Here is a 21,804-nt window from a genome sequence, read left to right as displayed (position 1 = left end):
TCGGTCACGGCGCAACAACCGGAATCCAGACCGTGATCGTTACCCCCCAACGCCACACGTTTACCGAGCCGCTCGCGCTGCGCAGTGGCGCTGTGCTGCCGTCGTTCGAGCTCGCCTACGAGACCTATGGCACCCTGTCGCCAGACCGCGACAACGCGGTACTGATTTGCCACGCACTCAACGCCAGCCACCACGTGGCCGGCCAGTACGCCGACGAGCACGGACAACCCATCCCAAAGAGCGAAGGCTGGTGGCACAACATGGTGGGGCCGGGCAAGCCAGTGGACACCGACCGGTTTTTCGTCATCGGGGTCAACAACATCGGCTCGTGCTTCGGCTCCACCGGCCCCACGCACGTCAACCCTACCACGGGGCAGCCGTGGGGAGCCGACTTTCCCGTCGTCACCGTGGAGGACTGGGTCGACGCCCAGGCACGGCTGCTGGATGCGCTGGGCATCGACCGGCTGGCCGCCGTCATGGGCGGCAGCCTGGGCGGCATGCAGGCGCTGTCGTGGACGCTGCAATACCCGGAGCGGGTGCGCCACGCCATCATCGTCGCCAGCGCCCCCAACCTGACGGCCGAAAACATCGCCTTCAACGAGGTGGCGCGGCGCGCCATCGTCACCGACCCCGATTTCCACGGCGGTCACTACCTGCGCCACGGCACCAAACCGCGGCGCGGCCTGCGCATCGCGCGCATGATCGGGCACATCACGTACCTCAGCGACGACCTCATGAACGAGAAGTTCGGCCGCCGCCTGCGCCCACTGGCCGAGGCGCTGCGCGCGGGTGACGTGGAGGCGGCGCAGCGGCTGGCCTACCGCTACACCACGCAGGAGGTGGAGTTCGAGATCGAAAGCTACCTGCGCTACCAGGGCGACAAGTTCAGCGAATACTTTGACGCCAACACCTATCTGCTGATCACGCGCGCGCTGGACTACTTCGACCCGGCACGCGACTTCGAGGGCGACTTGAGTGCGGCACTGGCGCGCGCGCGCGCCGACTTTTTGCTGGTGTCATTCAGCACCGACTGGCGCTTTTCCCCCGCGCGCAGCCGCGAGATCGTCAAGGCGCTGCTGGACAACCGGCGACCGGTGAGCTACGCCGAAATCGACGCGCCCCACGGACACGACGCCTTTTTGCTGGATGACGCGCGCTACCACGCTGCCGTGCGGGCGTATTTTCAGCACCGCGTGGACAGTCGCCGTGCCGCCGCGGGAGTCTGAGCCATGAGCGATCGACTGACCCAAGACCTCATCGCCAGCCTGGTGCCACCGGGGGCGCGCGTGCTCGACCTCGGCTGCGGCAACGGCGCGCTGTTGGCCCATTTGCGCGAGACGCGCGGCTGCACGGGCTACGGCATCGAAATCGACGATGCGCACGTGCTGGCCTGTCTCAAGCGCGGGCTGGACGTGCTGCAGTTCAACCTGGAAGAAGGGCTGTCGACGTTCGCCGACGACAGCTTCGACGTGGTGCTGCAGATCGACACGCTGCCACACCTGCGCAACGTCGAAACCATGCTGCGCGAAACCGCACGCGTGGGGCGCAGCGCGATCGTGGCCTTTCCCAACTTTGCGCACTGGCCCAACCGGTTGCGCGTGCTGGCCGGGCGCATGCCGGTGACCAAGCGCCTGCCCTACGAGTGGTACGACACACCCAACATTCGCGTCGGCACCTTTGCCGACTTCGAGGTGTTGGCACGCCGCCTGGGCCTGCACATCGAGGACGCCTTCGGCCTGGAAGACGGGCGGGTGGTGCGCACCCTGCCCAACCTGTTGGCCAGCACGGCCGTCTTCAAGCTGACCAAGCGCTGAGGGGGTGCCCGATAAAACCGGGCGCCAGGCAGCGGCCGCGCCCGCCGCGGTTCAGGCTAGCTCGCGCAGCGTCTCGCCCAGCGCATCGATCAGGCGCTGGATCTCCGCCTCGGTGCTGATGAACGGCGGCGCGAGCTGCACGGTATCGCCGCCATAGCGCACGTAAAAGCCTTTGGCCCACATGCGCATGGCGACCTCGAACGGGCGCTTGAGCGGCTCGCCCGGCACCGGCGCCAGCGTCAGACCGGCGGCGAGCCCCACGTTGCGGATGTCGGTCAGATGCAGACTGGCCCCGCGCAGGCTGTGCACGGCTTCCTCGAACACCGAGGCGAGCGCCCGCACCCGCGCCAGTGCCTCGTCGCGCTCGAGCAGGTGCAGCGACGCCAAGCCGGCCGCGCACGCCACCGGGTGCGCCGAATAGGTGTAGCCGTGTGGAAATTCGAGCGCGTACTCGGGCCCACCCGCGGCCATGAAGGTGTCGTAAATGTCTTGCCGCACCACCACGCCACCGAGCGGCTGCACGCCGTTGGTGACCTGCTTGGCGAAGTTGAGGATATCGGGCGTAACGCCGAAGGCCTCGGCGCCGGTCCAGGCGCCGCAGCGGCCAAAGCCGGTGATGACCTCATCGAAAATCAGCAAAATGTCGTGCGCGGTGCAAATCTCGCGCAGGCGCTGCAGATAGCCCTGCGGTGGCACCACCACCCCGGCCGAGCCCGAAAACGGCTCGACGATCACCGCGGCGATGGTGGAGGCGTCGTGCAACTCGATCAGGCGCAGCAACTCGTCGGCCAGCGCCGCGCCGGGATAGCGCCCACCGCCGTCTGCGGGCGGCTGCCCGCGAAAGAAACTGCCTGCGGGCGGCTGCGTGTGCGGCAGGTGGTCCGCCTCCACCCCTTGACCGAACAGCTTGCGGTTGCCCACGATGCCGCCGACCGAAATGCCGCCGAAGTTGACGCCGTGGTAGCCCTTGGCCCGGCCGATCAAGCGCGTTTTGCTGGCCTGCCTGCGGGCGCGCCAGTAGGCACGCGCGATCTTGAGCGAGGTGTCGGCCGACTCCGACCCCGAACCGGTGAAAAACACCCGGTTCAGCCCCGCGGGCATGTGCGCGACGATGCGATGGGCCAGCTCGAACGACAGCGGATGCCCGAACTGAAACGCGGGCGAGTAGTCCAGCGTCGCGACCTGACGGCTGACGGCCTGCACGATCTCGCGCCGCCCATGGCCCAGCCCCGTGCACCACAGGCCCGACAGGCCATCGAACACGCGCCGCCCGTCGGTATCGATCAGGTAGGCGCCTTCGGCGGCGACGATGAGGCGCGGGTCGGCCTTGAACTGGCGGTTGCCGGTAAACGGCATCCAGTGCGCGGCCATCCAGTCGGCCCCTCCTGGGCGCACCTCAGCGCTGGTGGGGATGGTGTCGGCATCGATGGTGCCGAGGTACGGCGGCGGGGTCAAATCCATGGCAGGCTCCAGCAACGTCAGACTGTGCCATTATGCGCGCCATGCAGCCCATCACGGAACCATTGCGCATCACGCCGGGCGCACCACCCGCCCAGGGGCTGATCGTGCTCGCGCACGGCGCGCGCGACCCCGCCTGGGCAGCGCCGTTCGAGCGCGTCGCGGCTCTGGTGCGCCAGGCGCGGCCGCAGTGGGCGGTGACCCTGGCCTACCTGGAGTTCATGGCGCCCGACCTGCTGGGCGCGGGCGCGCAAATGGCCGCCGCCGGTTGTCGGCACGTCACCATCCTGCCCGCCTTTCTGGGCGCCGGCGGCCACGTGCGCAAGGACGTGCCGCGCCTGCTGGCCGAACTGCATACCCACCACCCCCAGGTGCAATGGCACTTGGCTGCGGCCGTGGGCGAGCACCCGCTGCTGGTGCAGGCGATGGCAGAGATTGCCTTGGGCCATGGCACACTCAGCCAGACGCACCATGATGGGGCGATCCCACCGCCGGCAGGCGTATGGGGCGTCAAGGAACATCCGGTATGAGGCGCGAAACGGTAACCCGACTGCTGGCGCAAGCCAAACCCGAACTCCAGCGACGCTTCGGGGTGACGCGACTGACACTGTTTGGCTCGACGGCGCGCGACAGCGCTCGGACAGACAGTGACGTGGATGTGCTCGTCTCGTTCGATGGGCCAGCGACGGCTCAACGGTTTTTCGGCGTGCAGTTTTTTTTGGAAGACCTGCTCGGGTGCGCAGTGGATCTGGTGACGGACAAGGCGCTGCGCCCGGAGCTCAAACCCTTCATCGAGGACGAGGCGATCGATGTCTGAGCGATCCTGGCACTTTTACTTGGATGACATGATCTGCTTCGCCACGAAAGTGCTGACGTATACCGAAGGGCTCGATCAGGCAGCCTTCACGACCAACGCACTCCATTACGATGCTGATCCACCCACGGGACCGCGCTGGCGACCCTGCGCTATATGCGCTCTGGTTATAGACATCAAACGATGTTTTCGTTTGTTCTTTCATAACCTCGCGGCAGAATGATGGCATCGACGAACCCGTGATGCCCGTTCATGTACCGCTACAGCGACTTCGACCGCCACTTCATCCGCCAGCGTGCCGCGCAGTTTCGGGACCAGCTCGAACGCCACCTGCGCGGCGAGCTCAGCGACGACGATTTCCGCCCCCTGCGGCTGCAAAACGGCTGGTACATCCAGCGCCACGCGCCCATGCTGCGCGTGGCCATTCCCTATGGCGAGGTCAGCAGCCGCCAGCTGCGCACACTGGCGCGCGTGGCGCGCGAGTTCGACCGCGTGACGACGGGCCCGTTTGCCGGGCAGGGCGGTGTGGGCCATTTCACCACGCGGCAAAACATCCAGTTCAACTGGATCCCGCTGGCGCGTGCCGCCGACGTGATGGACGCGCTGGCCGAGGCCGACTTGCACGGCATCCAGACCAGCGGCAACTGCATCCGCAACATCACCACCGACGCGCTGGCCGGGATCGCCCCCGACGAGGAAGTGGATCCGCGCCCCTACTGCGAGCTGCTGCGCCAGTGGAGCACGTTGCACCCGGAGTTCGCGTTTTTGCCGCGCAAGTTCAAGATCGCCGTCACCGGGGCGCCCAACGACCGCGCCGCGATCGCGTGGCACGACATCGGCTTGCAGCTGCACCGCAATGCGCAGGGGCAGGTGGGTTTTCGCGTGCGCGTAGGCGGCGGCATGGGCCGAACGCCGATGATCGGCCCGGTCATCGCCGACTTCGTGCCGTGGTCCGAGATCGTGCGCTACCTGGAAGCCATCGTGCGCGTCTACAACGCCTACGGCCGGCGCGACAACCTGTACAAAGCGCGCATCAAAATCCTGGTCAAGGCACAAGGGCAGGCGTTCATCGATGCGGTACAGGCCGAGTTCGAGGCCCTGCAGCGCGACGACACGCTGGGGGCGGCGCTGCGCCTGTCCGACGCCGCACTGGCGCGCGTACAAGCGATGTTCGAGCCGCCCCGCGAGTGGTTGGCGACTGCCGCGCACACGGACGCGACGCCTCCCCCGACCGATACGGCCTGGCGGCGCTGGCGCGATCGTCAGGTGCAGGCCACCCGCTGGCCCGGCGTGGTGGCAGTGACGCTGTCGCTCAAGCGCCCGGGGCAAGCCCCCGGCGACGTGACGGACGCGCAACTGGACGCCGCAGCCGACCTGGCCGAACGCTTCAGCGCGGGCGAAGCGCGCGTGACACACGAGCAAAACCTGCTGCTGCCCTGGGTGCGGGAAGTCGACCTACCTGCGCTGTGGCAGGCCGCACGCGCGGCCGGCATGGCGTCGCCCAACCGCGGCACTCTGGCAGACCTGATCGCCTGCCCTGGCGGTGACCTGTGCGCACTGGCCAACGCGCGCACCACGCCACTGGCGCTGCAGGTGCTGCAGCGCTACCAGGACCCGGAAGAACTGGAGGCGCTGGGCGATCTGGCGCTGCATGTCAGCGGCTGCATGAACTCGTGCGGGCACCACCACAGCGGGCACATCGGCGTGCTGGGCGTGGACAAGGACGGCAGCGAGTGGTACCAGCTCACGCTGGGCGGCTCGGATGGCCAGACCGCCCACGGGCCGGCGCGCCCCGGCCGTGTGGTCGGGCCCGCGTTCGCTGCGGACGAGATCGGCGACGCGCTGCAGGCGGTGCTCGACACCTACCTGGAGGCGCGACAGCCCGGCGAGCGCTTCATCGACACCTTGCAACGCGTGGGGCTCGCGCCATTTCGCGCGGCGACTGACGCGGTGCGCCGCAGCACTGCCATCGAATCCGTGGAGGCTTGATCATGCCCACCGACGCCCGATTGCACATCGTCGACCCTGCACACGACCCGTGGCGCGTAGCAGACCCAAGCGAGACAGCCCCGGCCCCGCAACCTGGGTTGCTGCTCAGCGGCGAGCAATGGCTGGCAGTGCGCCAGCACTGGCCCGCGGAGCTGCCCGTGGGCGTGCGCTGGCCCAACGACCAGCCCGTGGACGTGCTGGTGCCCGATCTGCCGCGGTTGGATCTGATCGCGCTGCACTTTCCGAAGTGGACCGATGGGCGCGCCTACACCCAGGCCCGCCTGCTGCGTGCGCGCTGGGGCTACCGTGGAACGCTGCGCGCCACCGGCGACGTCACGCCCGACCAGGCCTTGCTGCTGTGGCGCTGCGGTTTTTGCTCGCTACAGCTACGCCCTGGCTTGCCGCCCGAGGCCGCCCAGCGCGCGCTCGCCTGGTTCGACGCGTTTTATCAGCCCGATGTGCGGCATCCCCAGTCGGAGCTGGCCCATGGCTGAGCGGCGTATCCCGGAAATCGTCATCGAGCCACCGCTGCCTGGGCGGGCCATCAGCCTGTACGCCCGCGCCCGCGCCGAGTATCCGGCGTTGGTAGAAGCGACCGTACAGCGCCTGCGCGAGGCGGCAGCCGACCACCCGGGGCGTATCGCGCAGGCCACCAGCCTGGGCGCCGAGGACATGGTGCTGACCGACCTCATCGCGCGGCACGGCATCGCGATCGATGTCGCGATGATCGACACCGGCCGCCTGCACCCCGAGACGCTGGCGTTGCGCGCCCGCGCTGAGGCGCACTGGGGCATACGCATCGCCGTCTTCGGCCCCGAGCCAGCGAAGGTGGCGGACTTCGAGCGCCAGCACGGACCGTGGCCGATGTACGACAGCGTCGCCCTGCGCCACACCTGCTGCGGGTTGCGCAAGGTCGAGCCCTTGCAACGGCTGCTGGCCGGGCGCAGCGCCTGGGTCACCGGCCTGCGGCGCGCGCAATCCGCCCACCGCGCCGACGTGCCCCTGCGCGCCCCGGACGAGGCCGGCCGTGTGAAATACAACCCGTTGGCAGACTGGCAATGGGCCGACGTCTGGCACCACATCGCCACCCATGGCGTGCCCTACAACCCGCTGCACGACGCATTCATGCCCAGCATTGGCTGTGCGCCGTGCACGCGCCCCATCGCCGTGGGCGAAGACTTCCGCGCCGGCCGTTGGTGGTGGGAAGACGACACCCGCCGCGAGTGTGGCCTGCACGTCCCCACGGCCAACACCCCTTCCCGCTCGACCTCCTTGAGCCCGATCCAACCATGACCGCAGCCCTGCCCCCCCAAACCCACTTGCCCGATATCGACTGGCGGCATCTCGACGCGCTGGAGGAAGAGTCGATCTTCATCCTGCGCGAAGCGGTGGGCGCGTTCGAGCGCCCTGCGCTGCTGTTTTCTGGTGGCAAAGACTCGTGCGTGGTATTGCACCTGGCGCGCAAGGCCTTCCAGCAGCGGCAGACCGATGGCTCGTGGAGCGGACGGCTGCCCCTGCCACTGCTGCACATCGACACCGGCCACAACTTTCCGGAAGTGATCGCGTTTCGCGATGAACTGGTGCAGCGCCACGGCGACGCCTTGATCGTCGGTCACGTGGAGGACTCCATCCGCCGCGGCACGGTGCGCCTGAGCGATCCGCTGGCGTCGCGCAACGCGGCGCAGAGTGTCACGCTGCTGGAGACGATCGAGGCGCACCGCTTCGACGTGCTCATCGGCGGTGCGCGCCGCGACGAGGAAAAGGCGCGCGCCAAGGAGCGTATCTTCTCGCACCGCGACAGCTTTGGTCAGTGGCAGCCCAAGGCGCAGCGGCCCGAGCTGTGGACGCTGTTCAATACCCGCCTGCAGCCGGGTGAACACATGCGCGCGTTCCCGATCAGCAACTGGACCGAGCTCGACGTGTGGGCCTACATCGCGCGCGAGGGCATCGCGCTGCCGGCGCTGTACTGGGCGCACGAGCGCCCGGTGGTGCGCCGCCAGGGCCTGCTGGTGCCGGTCACGCCGGTCACGCCGCCGCGTGCGGGCGAGGCGGTGGAGACCGTGCGCGTGCGCTTCCGCACCGTGGGCGACATGACCTGCACTTGCCCGGTCGAGAGCACGGCCGCCAGCGCCGAGGCCATCGTGGCCGAGACGCTGCGCGCCGAGATCAGCGAACGCGGCGCCACCCGGGTGGACGACCGCACCAGCGAAGCCGCGATGGAGCGGCGCAAGCGCGAGGGGTACTTCTGAGATGGACGACGCAATCGCAACCCGCCACGCCACGGCCCGCCACGCGGCGCTGCGCTTCCTGACCGCCGGCAGCGTGGACGACGGCAAGAGCACCCTGATCGGCCGCCTGCTCTACGACAGCCGGGCGCTGCTGGCCGACCAGGTGGACGCCCTGCGGCGGCACGGCCGCGGCGGCGGTGCGCTGGACCTGTCGCTGCTGACCGACGGCCTGGAGGCCGAACGCGAGCAGGGCATCACCATCGACGTGGCCTACCGCTATTTCGCCACGCCGCGGCGCAAGTTCATCATCGCCGACGCGCCCGGACACGAGCAGTACACGCGCAACATGGTGACGGCGGCCGCCGGCAGCCACGCAGCCGTGGTGCTGGTGGACGTGACCAAACTCGACCTCACGCGCCACCCGGTGAGCCTGCTGCCCCAGACCCGGCGCCATGCGCTGCTGGCGCACCGGCTGGGTGTGCCGCATTTGGTGTTCGCGGTCAACAAGATCGACGCCGTGTCGGACGCCGGCGCCGCGTACGCCGCCGTGCGTGCGGCACTGGAGACCTTTGCGCAACGCGCTGGGCTCTCCCCCGTCGGTATCGTGCCGGTGTCGGCGCTGCGGGGCGACAACGTCATCTCACCCGCGCCGGTGGGTGGCTATGACGGACCGACGCTGCTGGCGTTGCTGGAATCGCTGCCCGTGCCGATACCCGCCGCCGAGGCACCGTGGCGCCTGCCCGTGCAATGGGTAGCGCGCAGCGGGGACGGCACCGGACACCAACCCCGCGTGTACTGGGGGCGGCTGGCCACCGGCACGGTGCGCGTCGGCGATGCGGTGACGGTCTTTCCGTCCGGCGAGACGGCCCGGGTCACGGACATCCGGCACCACGCCGGTGCCGCCATCGCCGTGGGCGAGGCCGGTCAGTCGATTGGCCTGGTGCTGGATCGCGCGCTCGACATCTCGCGCGGGGATTGGCTGGGCGCACCGTCGGCCCTGCAGGGGCAGCGGCGCTTCCACGCCACCGCAGCGTGGCTGGACACCGATCCCACCGCCATCGGGCGCCGCTACTGGCTGCGCCACGGCCACCGTTGGGTGCAAGGCCGCATCGCGGCCATCGAGCACCGACTCGACATCGATACGCTGGAGCCGGTGGATGCCGCGCAGCTGGGCGTCAACGACCTGGGCCGCGTGGTGGTCGAGGTGGCCGAACCCTTGCCACTGTCGCCGTTCGGCGACAGTGTGCAGACCGGCGCGTTGATCGTGGTCGATCCGGCCACGCACCGCACCAGCGGCGCGCTGTTGGTGGATTGACATGGCAACCGTCGCCTTCATCGGCGCCGGACCGGGCGCGGCCGATCTGATCACCGTGCGCGGCGCGCGCCTGCTGGCCGAGGCCGAGGTGGTGCTGGCCGACGCGCTGACCGACCCCACCCTGCGCGAATGGGCGCCACGGGCGCGCTGGATCGACGTCGGCAAGCGCGGCTTCGACCGCGCCACCGGACAGGAGGTGATCCACGCTCTGCTGCTGCACCACGCCGCGACGAGCCGACGCGTGGTGCGCCTCAAGGGCGGCGATCCGAGCGTCTTCGGGCGGCTGGAGGAGGAGCTGGCCGCCGTGCGTGCGGCCGGCCACACGGCCGTGGTGGTGCCCGGCGTGACCGCAGCACTGGCCGCCGCTGCCGACGCGCAACGCCCGCTGACCCGGCGCGGGCGCGGGCGCAGCGTGGCGCTGACCACGGCCATGACGCGCGAGCACGACCTGGCCGCCGGCCGCCACGCCGACACCGAGGTGTTCTACATGGCGGGCAGACAGCTGGCGGGCCTGGCGCGGCAGCTGGCGGCCGCGGGCTGGCCGGCGACGACGCCGGTGGCGGTGGTTTCGCGCGCCGGCTGGCCGGACGCGATCCACAGCCAGCACACCCTGGAGACCTTGCCGCGGGCCAGCGTGCTGCACAGCGGGCGGCCAACCGTCGTGCTGGTCGGGGTGGGGGCGGACGATCCTGCCGCCACCTCCGCCTCAATGGGCCGTCCAGCCGCCGTCGATGGGGATGGCGGCCCCGGTCAGGTCGGCGGCCGCAGCCGGGCGCGCAGCTCGGTCTTGAGCACCTTGCCGTAGTGGTTCTTGGGCAGGGCCTCGACGAACACGTAGCGCTTGGGCCGCTTGAAGCGCGCGATGTGCGCCAGGCAGTGCACGTCCAGGGTCTCGGCGCTCACCGCGGCGCCGGGCCGGGGGACGACGAACGCAACCACCACCTCGCCCCACTCCGGGTCCGGGGCGCCGACCACCGCGACCTCGGCCACGCCGGGGGCGGTCAGCAGCACCTCTTCGACTTCGCGCGGGTAGATGTTGGAGCCACCGCTGATGAGCAGGTCCTTGCTGCGGTCCTTCAGCGTCAGGAAGCCGTCGGCATCCAGTGCCCCGATGTCGCCGGTCCACAGCCAGCCGTCGCGCAGCGCCGCGGCGGTCGCCGCGGGGTTGCGCCAGTAGCCGGCCATCACCGTGTCGCCGCGCACCAGCACCTCGCCCGGCTCGCCCCAGGGCAGGTCGCGGCCCTGCGCGTCGGCCACGCGCACCTGCACCGGCGTCTGCGCCACCCCCACCGACGCCAACCGCTCGCGGTAGCGCGGGTGCGCCGTGTCGGTCAGGTGCCGCCGCGACAAGGCCGTGGCCACCATGGGCGTCTCGCCCTGCCCGTAGATCTGCACGAAACGCGGCCCCATGATGCGCAGCGCGTGCTCGATATCGGCCACGTACATCGGCGCGCCGCCGTAGACGATGGTCTTGAAGGCGACCGCGCAGTCCTCGGGCGTCAGCCCTGCGGCCTGCGCGTGGTCCACCAGGCGCTTGACGATGGTGGGAGCCGCGAACGTCGACAGCGGCCCCAGCGCCCGGCCCAGCGCGAACAGCTCGGCGGGGTCGACACCGCCCGAGGCGGGCACCACGTGGCGCGCGCCGGCCATCACATGCGGGATCGCATATAACCCGCACCCGTGCGACATCGGCGCGGCGTAGACGATGGCGTCGCCGGCATCCACCGCATCGACGTCGACGAAGTACGTCAATCCCATCGTCATCAGGTTGCGCTGCGTCAGCATCACCCCCTTGGGCCGCCCCGTCGTCCCGCTGGTGTAGAACAGCCAGGCCAAATCGTCGGGCGCGCGCTCCACCGGCGGGTGCGCCGTCCAGTCATCCAGGGGCGCGAGCAGGTCGTCCGCCTCGGGCGACTCGATGTCCACCTGCCGCTCCAGACCGCGCAGCGCGGTCGGTGCCACGTCCGCCGTGACGAAGCCCCAGCGGGTGCGGGCGTCGTCGGCGATCCACTCGACCTCGCTCGGGTGCAGCTTGGCGTTGACCGGCACCACGGCCAGCCCCGCCCACCAGGCGCCCCAAAGGACTTCGAGGTAGCGCGGATGGTTGCGCATGAAGACCAGCACGCGCTCGCCCGGCTGCAGGCCGCCCTGGCGCAGGCGGTGGGCCAGTCCCGCGGCGCGGGCGGCCCACTCGGCGTGGCAGGCCCAGGGGTGGGGGCCGTGGAAGATGGCGGGGCGGTCACCGGCCACGCGAGCCTGGCGGACCAGCAGTTGCGCAAGGTGCATTGGAGGTCTCCTGGAACAGGGCCGCGCCACCGACGTGCGGCGCAGTCGACGTCGGACGTGACCTTAGTGCCGGCCCCGGTGGCTGACAATACGGTATGAATACCGTGTGCCCGTCATGCCCTCCTGTGCCGATGTCCCGTCGGCGGAGGGCTTCGACTGGTCGCCGGTCGCGCTGTGCGTGACACGGCGGCACGTCGTCGTGGCTTGCAACCGCGCGTTCGCCGAGCTGTTCGGCTACGACCCGCAGGCCCTGATCGGCCACTCCATCGCCATGCTCTACCCGTCGCGCCCGCAATTCCGGCGCATCGGCAGCGGGGCTGCCCGACCCTGCGACAGGGACGCCACTGCGCCAACGAGCGGCTCACGCGGCGCGGTGATCGCGCAGCCGGCGGCCGGCCGCACCAGCAAGGAGAATCAGACGGGCGCGGGCGAGGCCTCATCGGTGCGCAGGAACACGCGCGCGGTGCGGGGCGCCACGCGCACGGTGTCGCCCTCGCGCAGACCCAACGCGGCCCAGCGTTCGGCCGGCAGATGCGCCTCCAGCACCGTGGGCGCGGCGCCGCCGGCGGGGGCCAGCGGGCGCAGCTCCAGCCGCGCCAGCGGCCCCACCACCAGGGCGCGCTCCACCCGCGCCGGCAAACCCGTGCCGCCGGCCAGCGGCGCGACATCGAGCTCGTGCGGACGAACGTAGGCCAGCGCCTGCGCGTCGCGCGCGTCGGCGTGCTCGGGCACCTCCAGTGCCACGCCCTCGCCCAGGTGTACCCGGCCCTCGTGGGCACGGGCGTGGAACAGGTTGACGTCGCCCAGGAAGCCGACCACGAAGGGGCTGGCCGGCTGCTCCCAGACCTGCTGCGGACTGCCCACCTGCTCGATGCGGCCGTGGTTCATCAGCACCACGCGGTCGGCCACCTCCAGCGCCTCCTCCTGGTCGTGGGTGACGAAGATGCTCGTCACGTGCAGCTCGTCGTGCAGCCGGCGCAGCCAGCGGCGCAGTTCCTTGCGCACCTTGGCGTCCAGCGCGCCGAAGGGCTCGTCCAACAACAGCACCTTGGGCTCGACCGCCAGCGCGCGCGCGAGCGCGATGCGCTGGCGCTGCCCACCCGAGAGCTGCGCCGGGTAGCGGTCCGCCAGCCAGTCCAGCTGCACCAGCTGCAGCAGCGACATCACCTTGTCGCGGATCTGGCGCTCCGAGGGGCGCTGGCTGCGCGGCTTCATGCGCAGGCCGAAGGCGACGTTGTCGAACACCGACATGTGGCGAAACAGCGCGTAGTGCTGGAACACGAAGCCCACGTTGCGCTCGCGCACGTGGCGGTCGGTGGCGTCCTCGCCCTCGAAACGGATGGCACCGGCATCGGGCGACTCCAGCCCGGCGATGATGCGCAGCAGCGTCGTCTTGCCGCAGCCCGACGGGCCCAGCAGGGCGACGAGCTCGCCCGAATCGATGTGGAGGCTGACGTCGTCGAGCGCGACGAAATGGCCGAAACGCTTGCTGATGCGCTGGACTTCGATGCTCATGCGCGGACTCCGGAGAACGGGGAGGACACGGGGACCGGGGCGGCCGTCGTCGCGGCACGCCAGGCGCCGGGGCGGGTCTGCGGCCCCGCGCTGGGTCGCTCGGGCGGCAGTTCGGCCAGCGCGCGCAGCTCGCGCTGCATGCGCCACTCGGCCACGGTCTTGATGACCAGCGTGACGAGCGCCAGCAGGGCCAGCAGCGACGCCACGGCGAAGGCCGCCACCGACTGGTACTCGTTGTAGAGGATCTCGACGTGCAGGGGCACCGTGTTGGTCAGCCCGCGGATGTGGCCGGAGACGACCGACACCGCGCCGAACTCGCCCATGGCGCGCGCGTTGCACAGGATGACACCGTACAGCAGGCCCCAGCGGATGTTGGGCAGCGTGACGTGCCAGAAGGTCTGCCAGCCGCTGGCGCCCAGCACCAGGGCCGCCTGCTCCTCCTCGTTGCCCTGCGCCTGCATCAGGGGGATCAGCTCGCGCGCGACGAAGGGGAAGGTCACGAACACGGTGGCCAGCACGATGCCGGGCACGGCGAAGATGATCTGGATACCATGCGAGGCCAGCCACGGCCCCAGCCAGCCCTGGGCGCCGAACACCAGCACATAGATCAGCCCCGCCACCACCGGCGAGACCGAGAACGGCAGGTCGATCAGCGTGGTCAACAGGGCCTTGCCGCGGAACTCGAACTTGGCGATCGCCCACGCCGCGGCGACGCCGAACACCAGGTTGAGCGGGACCGCAATCGCAGCCGTCAGCAGCGTCAGCCGCACGGCAGCCCAGGCGTCGGGCTCCTGCAAGGCGCTCCAGTAGGCATCCCAGCCCTTGCGCAGCGCCTCGGCAAACACGGCCAGCAGCGGCAGCACCAGGAACAGGGCCATGAAGCCCAGCGCCAGCACCGTCAGCGTCCAGCGCACCCAGGGCGCCTCGGTGGTCTGGGGGCCGCGCGCCCCGACGCGAGTGGAGGTCGGGATTCCCATGTCAGCTCCCCGCACGACGGCGCTGCCAGGCCTGCAGCGCATTGATGACAAGCAGCAGCGCAAACGACGCCAACAGCATCACAGTCGCCACCGCCGTGGCCCCGGCGAAGTCGTACTGCTCCAGCTTGCCGATGATGATCAGCGGCACGATCTCCGACACCATCGGCACGTTGCCGGCGATGAAGATCACCGAGCCGTACTCGCCCACCGCGCGGGCGAAGGCGAGCGCAAACCCCGTCAGCAGCGCCGGCAGGATGGTCGGGAAGATCACGTGGCGGAAGGTCTGCCAGCGCGTCGCGCCCAGGCACTGCGCGGCCTCCTCCAGCTCGCGCTCGGCGTCCTCCAGCACCGGCTGCACCGTGCGCACCACGAACGGCAGCCCGATGAAGATGAGCGCGATCACCACGCCAGCGGGCTGGAAGGCGAGCTGGATGCCCCACGGCTCCAGCCACTGCCCGATCCAGCCGTTGCCGGCCAGCAGCGCCGCCAGCGAGATGCCGGCCACCGCGGTGGGCAACGCAAACGGCAGGTCCACCAGCGCGTCGACCAGCCGCTTGCCCGGAAACCGGTAGCGCACCAGCACCCAGGCCACCAGCAGACCGGCCACCGCGTTGGCCATCGCCGCCAGCAGCGACGCACCAAAGGTCAGGCGAAACGCGGCCAGCACGCGCGGCGCCGTCACCGCGTCCCAGAACTCCGTCCAGCCGAGCGTCAGCGTCTTGGCCACCAGCGCCGTCAGCGGAATCAGCACCACGAGGCTCAGGTAGATGACGGTGTAGCCCAGCGTCAGCCCGAAGCCCGGCAGCACCCGCCGCCCGGTGCTGCGCGGGACGGCCGGCCCCGTCGCGACAAGCGTGATCGCGGTCATGGCCTCAGCGCCCCGCGGTGTAGAGCTGGTCGAACTGGCCGCCGTCGTTGAAGTGCACCCGCTGCGCCTCGGCCAGGCTGCCGAAGTACTGCTGCACCGTGAACAGCTTGAGCGGCTTGAAGGTGGCGGCGTACTTGCGCAGCACCGCCTCATTGCGGGGGCGGATGGCGTGGCGCGCCGCGATTTCCTGCGCCTCCTCGGTGTACAGGAAGTCCAGGTAGGCCTTGGCCAGATCGCGCGTGCCCTTCTTCTGCACGGTGCGCTCGACGATCGCCACCGGGTTCTCGGCCACGATGCTGACCGACGGGTGCACCACGTCGACCTTGCCGGCGCCAAACTCGCGGTCCACCGACACCACCTCGGACTCGAAGGTGATCAGCACATCGCCAATGCCGCGCTGCAGAAACACGCCCGTGGCATCCCGGCCGCCGCGCGCCAGCACCGGCACGTTGCGGTAGAGCCGCCGCACAAAGTCGGCCGCCTGCTCGGGCGTGCCGCCGCGCGCCAGCACCTGCCCCCAGGCGGCCAGGTAGGCCATGCGGCCATTTCCGCCCGTCTTGGGGTTGACCACCACCACCTGCACGCCCGGCTTGACCAGGTCGTCCCAGTCGCGGATGTTCTTGGGGTTGCCCTGGCGCACCAGGAACAACATGGTGGAGGTGGTGGGCGCCGCCCCGTGCGGGAAGCGCTGTGCCCAGTCCTTGGCGACGACGCCACGCTCGGCCAGGAAGTCGATGTCCGTGGTCGTGTTCATGGTCACGACGTCGGCATCCAGCCCGTCGGCCACCGCACGCGCCTGGGCGCTCGAGCCGCCGTGCGACTGCTGCACCGTGACGTCACGGCCGCTGGTCTTCTTGAGATGCGCGACGAAGGCGGCGTTGATGTCCTTGTAGAACTCGCGCGCCACGTCGTAGGACGCGTTGAGCAGGGTGGCCGGCTGGGCGTGGGCCGGTGCGCTGGCGATCAGGCCGGCGCCCAGCGCCAGGGCAGCCAGGGGGGTGGCCCACAGGCCACGGTTGAATGAACGGCGTCGCATCGGGGATTCCTCCGGCGGATCGGGTGGGATGCTGGGAATTCTGGGCGGCGCCCTTCAAAACACAAACAATTATTTTCTAATTTCTTTATTACAAGAAAATATAACTTAGCCCCGAATCATCAGGGAAGACCATGCGCCGCCGCGCCCTCCAGCAACTCGACCGCCGCGCGCTCCAGCCCGGCCGCATCCAGCGCCGGCAGCGGGAGAGTCCGCCACGGCGGCACACCGGTCCGTTCCTGCGAGCGGCGGTAGAGCGGATCGTAGTGGTGCGTCATCAGCTCCGCGAACAGCTCGGTCAGCCGCCCCGCCAGCGCCCAGGTCTGCCACCGCGCCAGCGTCTCGTTGGACTGCAGGCCGCGCAAGGCCTGCAGCCGCTGGGCGAGCGCCTGGGGGTCGCGCCCCAGCCAGGCGTAGTCCTCCAGCACCAGCGCCAGCCGCGCCGCAAACGGCACCTCCACCTGCACGCGCGGGGCGCGCTGCAGCGCCGCCGTCATCGCCTCGGGCAACTGCACGGCGCCGATCTTGCGGCTCTCGGCCTCCACCCACACCGGCCGCGCGGGGTCGAAGCGCCGCAACGCATCGACCAGCGCGGTGTCGAAGGCCTTCTGGCTGGGCTGCAGCTGCCCGTCGGGCCACGCGCCCAGGATGGAGCCGCGGTGGCGCGCCAGCGCCTCCAGATCCAGCACCTGCGCCCCGCGGGCGGCCAGGGCCTGCAGCAGCCGCGTCTTGCCACTGCCGGTCGGACCGGCGATCACCCGCCAGTCCAGCGTCGGCGGCAGGGCGTCGAGCTGCTCCACGACCCAGCGCCGGTAGCCCTTGTACCCCCCCTGCAACTGCGCCGCGGCCCAGCCGATCTGGCGCAGCCATAGGGCAAACGCGCCGCTGCGCTGCCCGCCACGCCAGCAGTACACCAGCGGGCGCCAGCCGGCCGGCCGGTCCTGCATGACGGCCTCGATGTGGCGGGCGATGTTGCGCGCCACCCAGGCGCCGCCGATGCGCCGCGCCTCGAAAGCGCCGGTCTGTTTGTACAGCGTGCCGACGATGCGGCGCTCCTCGTCGTCGAGCACCGGCAGGTTGATCGCGCCGGGCAGGTGGTCGAGCGCAAACTCCGCCGGGCTGCGAGCGTCGATCAGCGTGTCGAACGCGTCGATCTGATCCAGCGTGACAATATCCGGTTTAGCGGCCATGGCAAGGCTGCGTGAGCTGTGAAGGGAACGAGAATGGACACCGAAATGCGCGACCCGAACCGACTGACCGCTTGGGCCCACGGCGGCGGCTGCGGCTGCAAAATCGCCCCCGCGGTGCTGCGGCGGCTATTGGCGCAAGTCCCCCCGCACCTCGCGCCGCCCGAACTGCTGGTGGGCACGGCGACCAGCGACGACGCCGCAGTCTACCGCCTGCGCGACGACTTGGCGCTGGTGGCCACCACCGACTTCTTCACGCCCGTGGTGGATGACCCCTACGACTTCGGTGCCATCGCCGCCACCAACGCGCTGTCGGACGTGTACGCCATGGGCGGCCAGCCGCTGCTGGCACTGGCACTGGTGGGCATGCCGATCAACCAGCTGCCCGAGTCGGTCATCGGCCGCGTGCTCGAAGGCGGGGCCGCTGCCTGCCGCGACGCCGGGGTGGCACTGGCCGGCGGCCACTCGATCGACACGGTCGAGCCGATCTACGGGCTGGCGGTCATTGGCACCGTGCACCCGCAGCGCGTCAAGACGAATGCGGGCGCCCGCCCTGGCGACGTGCTCGTGCTGGGCAAGCCGCTGGGCGTGGGTATTTTGTCCGCAGCGCTCAAAAAGGGACGGCTGGACACAGACGGCTACCAGCAGATGCGGCGCTGGACGACGCTGCTCAACCGCGCCGGCGCTGCGCTGGGCGAGCTGCCCGGCGTACATGCGATGACCGATGTCACCGGCTTTGGCCTAGCGGGCCACCTGCTGGAAATGTGCCGCCCGGCCGGCTTGCGCGCCTGCGTGGACAGCACCGCGCTGCCGGTGCTCGAGGTCAGCCACGCGCTGCTGGCGCAGGGCATCGCCACTGGCGCCTCTGGCCGCAACTGGGCCAGCTACGGCGACGCGGTGGACCTGTCGGCGCTGGCGCCCGATGCGCGCGCCCTGTGGCAGTCGCTGATCACCGACCCACAGACCAGCGGTGGCCTGTTGGTCGCCTGTGCTCCCGACACACTGGCAGCGGTGCAGGAAGCGTTCACCGCCGCCCAGGGCCAACCCGGCTGGGTGATCGGCCGCCTGGAGGCCGTGGCCCCTGGCGAGCCGCCACAGGTGCGCGTGCAGCCGTGAGGCTAGGCCGCCGACCGTCATCGGCCTGTCGGCTTGCCCCCGATCAAGGACGCCCCTGAATCGCCTCGACCATGGCGCGCGTGTTGTGGCGCATCAGACTCACGTAGTCCGGCGCGGGCCCACCGGGTGGGGACAGGGCATCCGAGTACAGGGGAACCGGTGAGGGGGTGACCCCCGCTTCCTGCGCCACGCGTTGCACGAGTCGCGGGTCGGTTAGCCGTTCCACGAAAACCGCGCGCACGCCCTCGGCACGGATCTGCCGGATGAGGCGCGCCACCCCAGCCGCCGATGGTTCACTGCTGGTGCTGACGCCCTGCGCGGGTAAGAACTGCACCCCGTAGGCGTGGCCGTAATAGCGGAACGCGTCGTGCGATGTCACCACCTTGCGCTGTTGCGGGGGAATCGGTGCCCACGCGGCGCGGATCTCGGCATCGAGCGCCCGCAGCGTCTGGGTGTAGGTCTGGGCCCGCTGGCGGTAGTGGTCGCAGCCCGGTGCATCCTCGCGGCACAGCGCCTCGGCAATCCGTTGCGTGTAGTGGATGACGTGGCGCACGTCTTGCCAGGCGTGCGGGTCGTGCTCGCCGTGGTCATGACCGTGCTCATGTCGGTGCCCTGCTTTTGCGCCGTGGTCATGGCTGTCCCGCGCCGGTAACGGCTCGATGCCATCGGCCACGCGCACCAGCTCACCGCGGTAGTTGGCGTTGCGCAGCAGGCGCTCCAGCCAACCCTCATAACCCAGGCCGTTGACCACCAGCAACCGCGCCGCGGCCACCGAGCGCGCGTCAGCGGGCTTGGGCTGGAAGACGTGCGCGTCCGCCTCCGGGCCGACGAGGGTGCGCACCTGCACCCGCTCGCCACCCACCTGCTGCACGAGGTCGCCCAAGATGCTGAAGCTGGCCACGACGGGCACCGGTGCCGGGGCTTGCGCCTGCACGACGGGTGCCGCCCCGAAAGCGAGCGCACACGCCGCCACCACCTTCTTGCGCCACCCGCGCCATGACGCGGAGCGTTGCCATACGCGTTGCTGCATGAATGCCTCCGTTGTTTCCTTCTCGACACGCCGGCGCCACCCCGCCCCCCGCGCCGAGGAGAGCACTCGGGCCAGACCACCGGCTCTCTTCAACGTAGCACACACGTCAAGCGTCGCCCTACTCCACCGTCACGCTCTTGGCCAGGTTGCGGGGCTTGTCCACGTCGGTGCCGCGCAGGCACGCCGTGTGGTAGGCCAGCAGTTGCAGCGGCACCACGTGCAGAATGGGGCTCAGCGCCCCGTAGTGCTCCGGCAACCGGATCACATGCACCCCGTCGCCGCCGGCGATGTGGGTGTCGGCGTCCGCCAGTACGTACAACACCCCGCCGCGCGCGCGCACCTCTTGCATGTTGCTCTTGAGCTTCTCCAGCAGGGCGTCGTTGGGGGCTACCGTCACCACGGGCATGGCGCTGGTCACCAGCGCCAGCGGGCCGTGCTTGAGTTCGCCCGCCGGGTACGCCTCGGCGTGGATGTAGCTGATTTCCTTGAGCTTGAGCGCGCCTTCGAGCGCGATCGGATAATGCAGCCCGCGGCCCAGGAACAGCGCGTGCTCTTTGGCGGCGAAATCTTCGGCCCAGCGGATGACCTGTGGCTCTAGCGCCAGCACAGCCTGCAGCGCCAGCGGCAAGTGGCGCATGGCGCGCAGGTGGCGGGCTTCGTCCTCAGGGGTCAGGCGCCCTTTGGCCTGCGCCAGCGCCAGTGTCAGCAGAAACAGCGCCGCCAATTGCGTGGTGAACGCCTTGGTGCTGGCCACCCCAATCTCCACCCCGGCGCGCGTCACATAGGCCAGCTCGCACTCGCGCACCATGGCGCTGGTGGCGACGTTGCAGATGGTCAGCGTATTCGTCATGCCCTGCTGCTGCGCATGGCGCAGCGCTGCCAGCGTGTCGGCCGTCTCGCCGCTTTGGCTGATGGTCACCACCAGCGTGCGCGCATCCGGCACGGCGTCGCGGTAGCGGTATTCGCTGGCGATCTCGACCGTGGTGGGGATGCGCGCGATCGACTCCAGCCAATGGCGCGCCACGCAACCGGCGTAGTAGCTGGTGCCGCAGGCCAGGATCAGCACGCGGTCGATCTCACGAAACACGCGCCACGCCGCCCGACTGCGGATACCGTGGTCCTCGAACAGCTCGGGCACGATGCCTTCCACGCCCTCGAGCGTGTCGGCCAGCGCGCGCGGCTGCTCGAAGATCTCTTTTTGCATGTAGTGCTGGTAGGGCCCGAGCGCCACGTCTTGGCTGCCCACGTGCACCGTCTTGACGGGGCGTGCGGCCGCGTCCAGCGTGCGCCCGTCGGCACCGACGACGCGATAGCGCCCGAGCGCGACGTCCACCACGTCGCCCTCGGCCAGAAAGACGATGCGGTCCGTCACGCCCGCCAGCGCCAGTGCGTCGCTGGCCAAGTAGTGCGGCGCTGGCCCCTGCACCGCGGCGCCGATACCCAGCACGAGCGGCGAGCCGACGCGCGCCCCCACCAGGCGCTGCGGCTCGTCGTGGTGCAGCACGGCGATCGCATACGCCCCCCGCAGCTGGGCGGTCGCAGCCTGCACCGCCGCCAGCAAATCACCGTCGTAGTGGCTGTCGATGAGGTGGGCGATGACCTCGGTGTCGGTCTGACTCTCGAACACGTAGCCGCGCGCCTGCAACGCTGCACGCAGGGATTCGTGGTTTTCGATGATGCCGTTGTGCACCAGCGCCACACGCGGCGCGCGCTCGCCGGGCCGCACACCCGGGCCGTGACTGACGTGCGGGTGCGCGTTGTGCACGGCAGGCGCGCCGTGCGTGGCCCAGCGCGTGTGCGCGATACCCGTGGCTGCTTGCAGCCGCTCGGCCTGCACCTGCGCCTGCAGCTCGGCCACGCGGGCGGTGCTGCGCGCGCGCACCAAGCCACGCCGTCCGGCATCGGCCGCCACTGCACCGGCCAGCGGCGCTCCCTGGTGCACCGCCAACCCACACGAGTCATATCCACGGTACTCCAGCCGCTGCAGTCCCTGGATCAGCACCCCCACCACATCGGTCGTTGCGACCGCTGCCACGATTCCACACATGGGTCAATCCCCCGCTCTGGCTCGACAACAGCGCAAAGGTACGACAACCCACGAATGTGGAAACTTCTTTTTTTCTCTATTTTTGAAATAATCGTTCACTTCCCACCATGTGCGCGCAACGATTCCA

Annotated in this window: 20 protein-coding genes and 1 pseudogene; 12 read left to right on the top strand and 9 right to left on the bottom strand. The window is 70.1% G+C overall.

Features of this window, described 5'->3' with window-relative positions; all coding sequences use genetic code 11:
- Positions 1-32: 32 nt before the first annotated feature.
- Complete coding sequence (gene metX / locus ACPP3B_RS07720) at positions 33-1,226, top strand: homoserine O-succinyltransferase MetX (RefSeq protein ID WP_424858632.1); 1,194 nt, start codon at positions 33-35, stop codon at positions 1,224-1,226.
- Positions 1,227-1,229: 3 nt separating this feature from the next.
- Entirely contained in the window at positions 1,230-1,814 is a 585-nt protein-coding gene (metW, locus tag ACPP3B_RS07715) for a methionine biosynthesis protein MetW (RefSeq protein ID WP_424858631.1), read from the top strand.
- Between the two features lie 51 nt (positions 1,815-1,865).
- Here the strand turns inward: metW and ACPP3B_RS07710 are convergent, their stop codons facing one another.
- Entirely contained in the window at positions 1,866-3,185 is a 1,320-nt protein-coding gene (locus tag ACPP3B_RS07710) for an aspartate aminotransferase family protein (RefSeq protein WP_424860166.1), read from the bottom strand.
- A gap of 131 nt (positions 3,186-3,316) precedes the next feature.
- On the opposite strand from ACPP3B_RS07710, the gene ACPP3B_RS07705 reads away from it, so the two are divergent.
- The 8 genes from ACPP3B_RS07705 (at position 3,317) to cobA (ending at position 10,423) form a co-directional block, all read left to right on the top strand.
- Positions 3,317-3,802 (top strand): sirohydrochlorin chelatase, encoded by a 486-nt coding sequence (locus tag ACPP3B_RS07705; RefSeq protein WP_424858630.1) that lies wholly within the window; start codon positions 3,317-3,319, stop codon positions 3,800-3,802.
- Positions 3,799-4,089: a nucleotidyltransferase family protein gene (locus tag ACPP3B_RS07700; protein WP_299019918.1), complete on the top strand. Its 291-nt coding sequence runs from the start codon at positions 3,799-3,801 to the stop codon at positions 4,087-4,089. The genes ACPP3B_RS07705 and ACPP3B_RS07700 overlap by 4 nt, the downstream gene beginning before the upstream one ends.
- Positions 4,090-4,338: 249 nt before the next feature.
- Positions 4,339-6,075 carry a nitrite/sulfite reductase gene (locus ACPP3B_RS07695; protein WP_299019920.1) on the top strand — a complete coding sequence of 579 codons (1,737 nt, stop codon included), beginning with the start codon at positions 4,339-4,341 and terminating at the stop codon, positions 6,073-6,075.
- Positions 6,076-6,077: 2 nt separating this feature from the next.
- The gene (locus ACPP3B_RS07690; RefSeq protein WP_299019922.1) at positions 6,078-6,569 is read left to right on the top strand and encodes a DUF934 domain-containing protein; all 492 of its coding nucleotides are present in this window, start codon (positions 6,078-6,080) and stop codon (positions 6,567-6,569) included.
- Positions 6,562-7,368: a phosphoadenylyl-sulfate reductase gene (locus tag ACPP3B_RS07685; protein WP_424858629.1), complete on the top strand. Its 807-nt coding sequence runs from the start codon at positions 6,562-6,564 to the stop codon at positions 7,366-7,368. Before ACPP3B_RS07690 ends, ACPP3B_RS07685 begins: the two co-directional genes overlap by 8 nt.
- Positions 7,365-8,324, top strand: coding sequence for a sulfate adenylyltransferase subunit CysD (gene cysD / locus ACPP3B_RS07680; protein WP_424858628.1), 960 nt, complete (start codon positions 7,365-7,367; stop codon positions 8,322-8,324). The genes ACPP3B_RS07685 and cysD overlap by 4 nt, the downstream gene beginning before the upstream one ends.
- Before the next feature lies 1 nt (position 8,325).
- Positions 8,326-9,618 (top strand): sulfate adenylyltransferase subunit 1, encoded by a 1,293-nt coding sequence (locus ACPP3B_RS07675; RefSeq protein WP_299021560.1) that lies wholly within the window; start codon positions 8,326-8,328, stop codon positions 9,616-9,618.
- Position 9,619: 1 nt separating this feature from the next.
- The gene (gene cobA, locus ACPP3B_RS07670; RefSeq protein ID WP_299021561.1) at positions 9,620-10,423 is read left to right on the top strand and encodes a uroporphyrinogen-III C-methyltransferase; all 804 of its coding nucleotides are present in this window, start codon (positions 9,620-9,622) and stop codon (positions 10,421-10,423) included.
- On the opposite strand, the gene ACPP3B_RS07665 is transcribed toward cobA, so the two are convergent.
- Positions 10,369-11,904 (bottom strand): AMP-binding protein, encoded by a 1,536-nt coding sequence (locus tag ACPP3B_RS07665; protein WP_424858627.1) that lies wholly within the window; start codon positions 11,902-11,904, stop codon positions 10,369-10,371. The genes cobA and ACPP3B_RS07665 overlap by 55 nt on opposite strands.
- A gap of 115 nt (positions 11,905-12,019) precedes the next feature.
- Between ACPP3B_RS07665 and ACPP3B_RS07660 the strand changes: the two are divergent.
- Positions 12,020-12,193: pseudogene (locus ACPP3B_RS07660) on the top strand (PAS domain-containing protein); the annotation flags it as partial.
- Positions 12,194-12,318: 125 nt separating this feature from the next.
- On the opposite strand, the gene ACPP3B_RS07655 reads toward ACPP3B_RS07660, so the two are convergent.
- The 5 genes from ACPP3B_RS07655 to mnmH all read right to left on the bottom strand — a co-directional run bounded on the left by ACPP3B_RS07655 (position 12,319) and on the right by mnmH (position 17,487).
- Entirely contained in the window at positions 12,319-13,419 is a 1,101-nt protein-coding gene (locus tag ACPP3B_RS07655) for a sulfate/molybdate ABC transporter ATP-binding protein (RefSeq protein ID WP_299021563.1), read from the bottom strand.
- Positions 13,416-14,396 carry a sulfate ABC transporter permease subunit CysW gene (gene cysW, locus ACPP3B_RS07650; RefSeq protein WP_424858626.1) on the bottom strand — a complete coding sequence of 327 codons (981 nt, stop codon included), beginning with the start codon at positions 14,394-14,396 and terminating at the stop codon, positions 13,416-13,418. The genes ACPP3B_RS07655 and cysW overlap by 4 nt, the downstream gene beginning before the upstream one ends.
- A gap of 1 nt (position 14,397) precedes the next feature.
- Complete coding sequence (cysT, locus tag ACPP3B_RS07645) at positions 14,398-15,264, bottom strand: sulfate ABC transporter permease subunit CysT (RefSeq protein WP_058616760.1); 867 nt, start codon at positions 15,262-15,264, stop codon at positions 14,398-14,400.
- Between the two features lie 4 nt (positions 15,265-15,268).
- On the bottom strand, positions 15,269-16,300 hold the full coding sequence (locus ACPP3B_RS07640; RefSeq protein ID WP_424858625.1) for a sulfate ABC transporter substrate-binding protein: 1,032 nt from the start codon (positions 16,298-16,300) through the stop codon (positions 15,269-15,271).
- A gap of 119 nt (positions 16,301-16,419) precedes the next feature.
- A complete protein-coding gene (gene mnmH / locus ACPP3B_RS07635; protein WP_299021567.1) occupies positions 16,420-17,487 on the bottom strand; it encodes a tRNA 2-selenouridine(34) synthase MnmH in 1,068 nt (355 codons plus the stop codon).
- 45 nt (positions 17,488-17,532) lie between these two features.
- Between mnmH and selD the strand changes: the two genes are divergently transcribed.
- On the top strand, positions 17,533-18,600 hold the full coding sequence (selD, locus tag ACPP3B_RS07630; RefSeq protein ID WP_424860165.1) for a selenide, water dikinase SelD: 1,068 nt from the start codon (positions 17,533-17,535) through the stop codon (positions 18,598-18,600).
- 43 nt (positions 18,601-18,643) lie between these two features.
- On the opposite strand, the gene ACPP3B_RS07625 is transcribed toward selD, so the two are convergent.
- Positions 18,644-19,630: a metal ABC transporter solute-binding protein, Zn/Mn family gene (locus ACPP3B_RS07625; RefSeq protein ID WP_424858624.1), complete on the bottom strand. Its 987-nt coding sequence runs from the start codon at positions 19,628-19,630 to the stop codon at positions 18,644-18,646.
- Positions 19,631-19,748: 118 nt separating this feature from the next.
- Positions 19,749-21,677, bottom strand: a complete 1,929-nt coding sequence (gene glmS / locus ACPP3B_RS07620; protein ID WP_424858623.1) for a glutamine--fructose-6-phosphate transaminase (isomerizing) — start codon at positions 21,675-21,677, stop codon at positions 19,749-19,751.
- Positions 21,678-21,804: the final 127 nt, after the last annotated feature.

The organism is Tepidimonas sp. HKU77 (assembly GCF_049728535.1).
Lineage (GTDB): Bacteria > Pseudomonadota > Gammaproteobacteria > Burkholderiales > Burkholderiaceae_C > Tepidimonas.
The sequence above is the reverse complement of the archived record's forward strand: the minus strand, read 5'-3'. Positions and strand labels throughout refer to the sequence as shown.

Excerpts from the sequence above, each read along its gene's own strand:
- metW (WP_424858631.1), top strand. The coding sequence starts at position 1,230 with ATGAGCGATCGACTGACCCAAGACCTCATCGCCAGCCTGGTGCCACCG.
- ACPP3B_RS07710 (WP_424860166.1), bottom strand. The coding sequence starts at position 3,185 with ATGGCCGCGCACTGGATGCCGTTTACCGGCAACCGCCAGTTCAAGGCC.
- ACPP3B_RS07705 (WP_424858630.1), top strand. The coding sequence starts at position 3,317 with ATGCAGCCCATCACGGAACCATTGCGCATCACGCCGGGCGCACCACCC.
- ACPP3B_RS07700 (WP_299019918.1), top strand. The coding sequence starts at position 3,799 with ATGAGGCGCGAAACGGTAACCCGACTGCTGGCGCAAGCCAAACCCGAA.
- ACPP3B_RS07695 (WP_299019920.1), top strand. The coding sequence starts at position 4,339 with ATGTACCGCTACAGCGACTTCGACCGCCACTTCATCCGCCAGCGTGCC.
- ACPP3B_RS07690 (WP_299019922.1), top strand. The coding sequence starts at position 6,078 with ATGCCCACCGACGCCCGATTGCACATCGTCGACCCTGCACACGACCCG.
- ACPP3B_RS07685 (WP_424858629.1), top strand. The coding sequence starts at position 6,562 with ATGGCTGAGCGGCGTATCCCGGAAATCGTCATCGAGCCACCGCTGCCT.
- cysD (WP_424858628.1), top strand. The coding sequence starts at position 7,365 with ATGACCGCAGCCCTGCCCCCCCAAACCCACTTGCCCGATATCGACTGG.
- ACPP3B_RS07675 (WP_299021560.1), top strand. The coding sequence starts at position 8,326 with ATGGACGACGCAATCGCAACCCGCCACGCCACGGCCCGCCACGCGGCG.
- cobA (WP_299021561.1), top strand. The coding sequence starts at position 9,620 with ATGGCAACCGTCGCCTTCATCGGCGCCGGACCGGGCGCGGCCGATCTG.
- ACPP3B_RS07665 (WP_424858627.1), bottom strand. The coding sequence starts at position 11,904 with ATGCACCTTGCGCAACTGCTGGTCCGCCAGGCTCGCGTGGCCGGTGAC.
- ACPP3B_RS07655 (WP_299021563.1), bottom strand. The coding sequence starts at position 13,419 with ATGAGCATCGAAGTCCAGCGCATCAGCAAGCGTTTCGGCCATTTCGTC.
- cysW (WP_424858626.1), bottom strand. The coding sequence starts at position 14,396 with ATGGGAATCCCGACCTCCACTCGCGTCGGGGCGCGCGGCCCCCAGACC.
- cysT (WP_058616760.1), bottom strand. The coding sequence starts at position 15,264 with ATGACCGCGATCACGCTTGTCGCGACGGGGCCGGCCGTCCCGCGCAGC.
- ACPP3B_RS07640 (WP_424858625.1), bottom strand. The coding sequence starts at position 16,300 with ATGCGACGCCGTTCATTCAACCGTGGCCTGTGGGCCACCCCCCTGGCT.
- mnmH (WP_299021567.1), bottom strand. The coding sequence starts at position 17,487 with ATGGCCGCTAAACCGGATATTGTCACGCTGGATCAGATCGACGCGTTC.
- selD (WP_424860165.1), top strand. The coding sequence starts at position 17,533 with ATGCGCGACCCGAACCGACTGACCGCTTGGGCCCACGGCGGCGGCTGC.
- ACPP3B_RS07625 (WP_424858624.1), bottom strand. The coding sequence starts at position 19,630 with ATGCAGCAACGCGTATGGCAACGCTCCGCGTCATGGCGCGGGTGGCGC.
- glmS (WP_424858623.1), bottom strand. The coding sequence starts at position 21,677 with ATGTGTGGAATCGTGGCAGCGGTCGCAACGACCGATGTGGTGGGGGTG.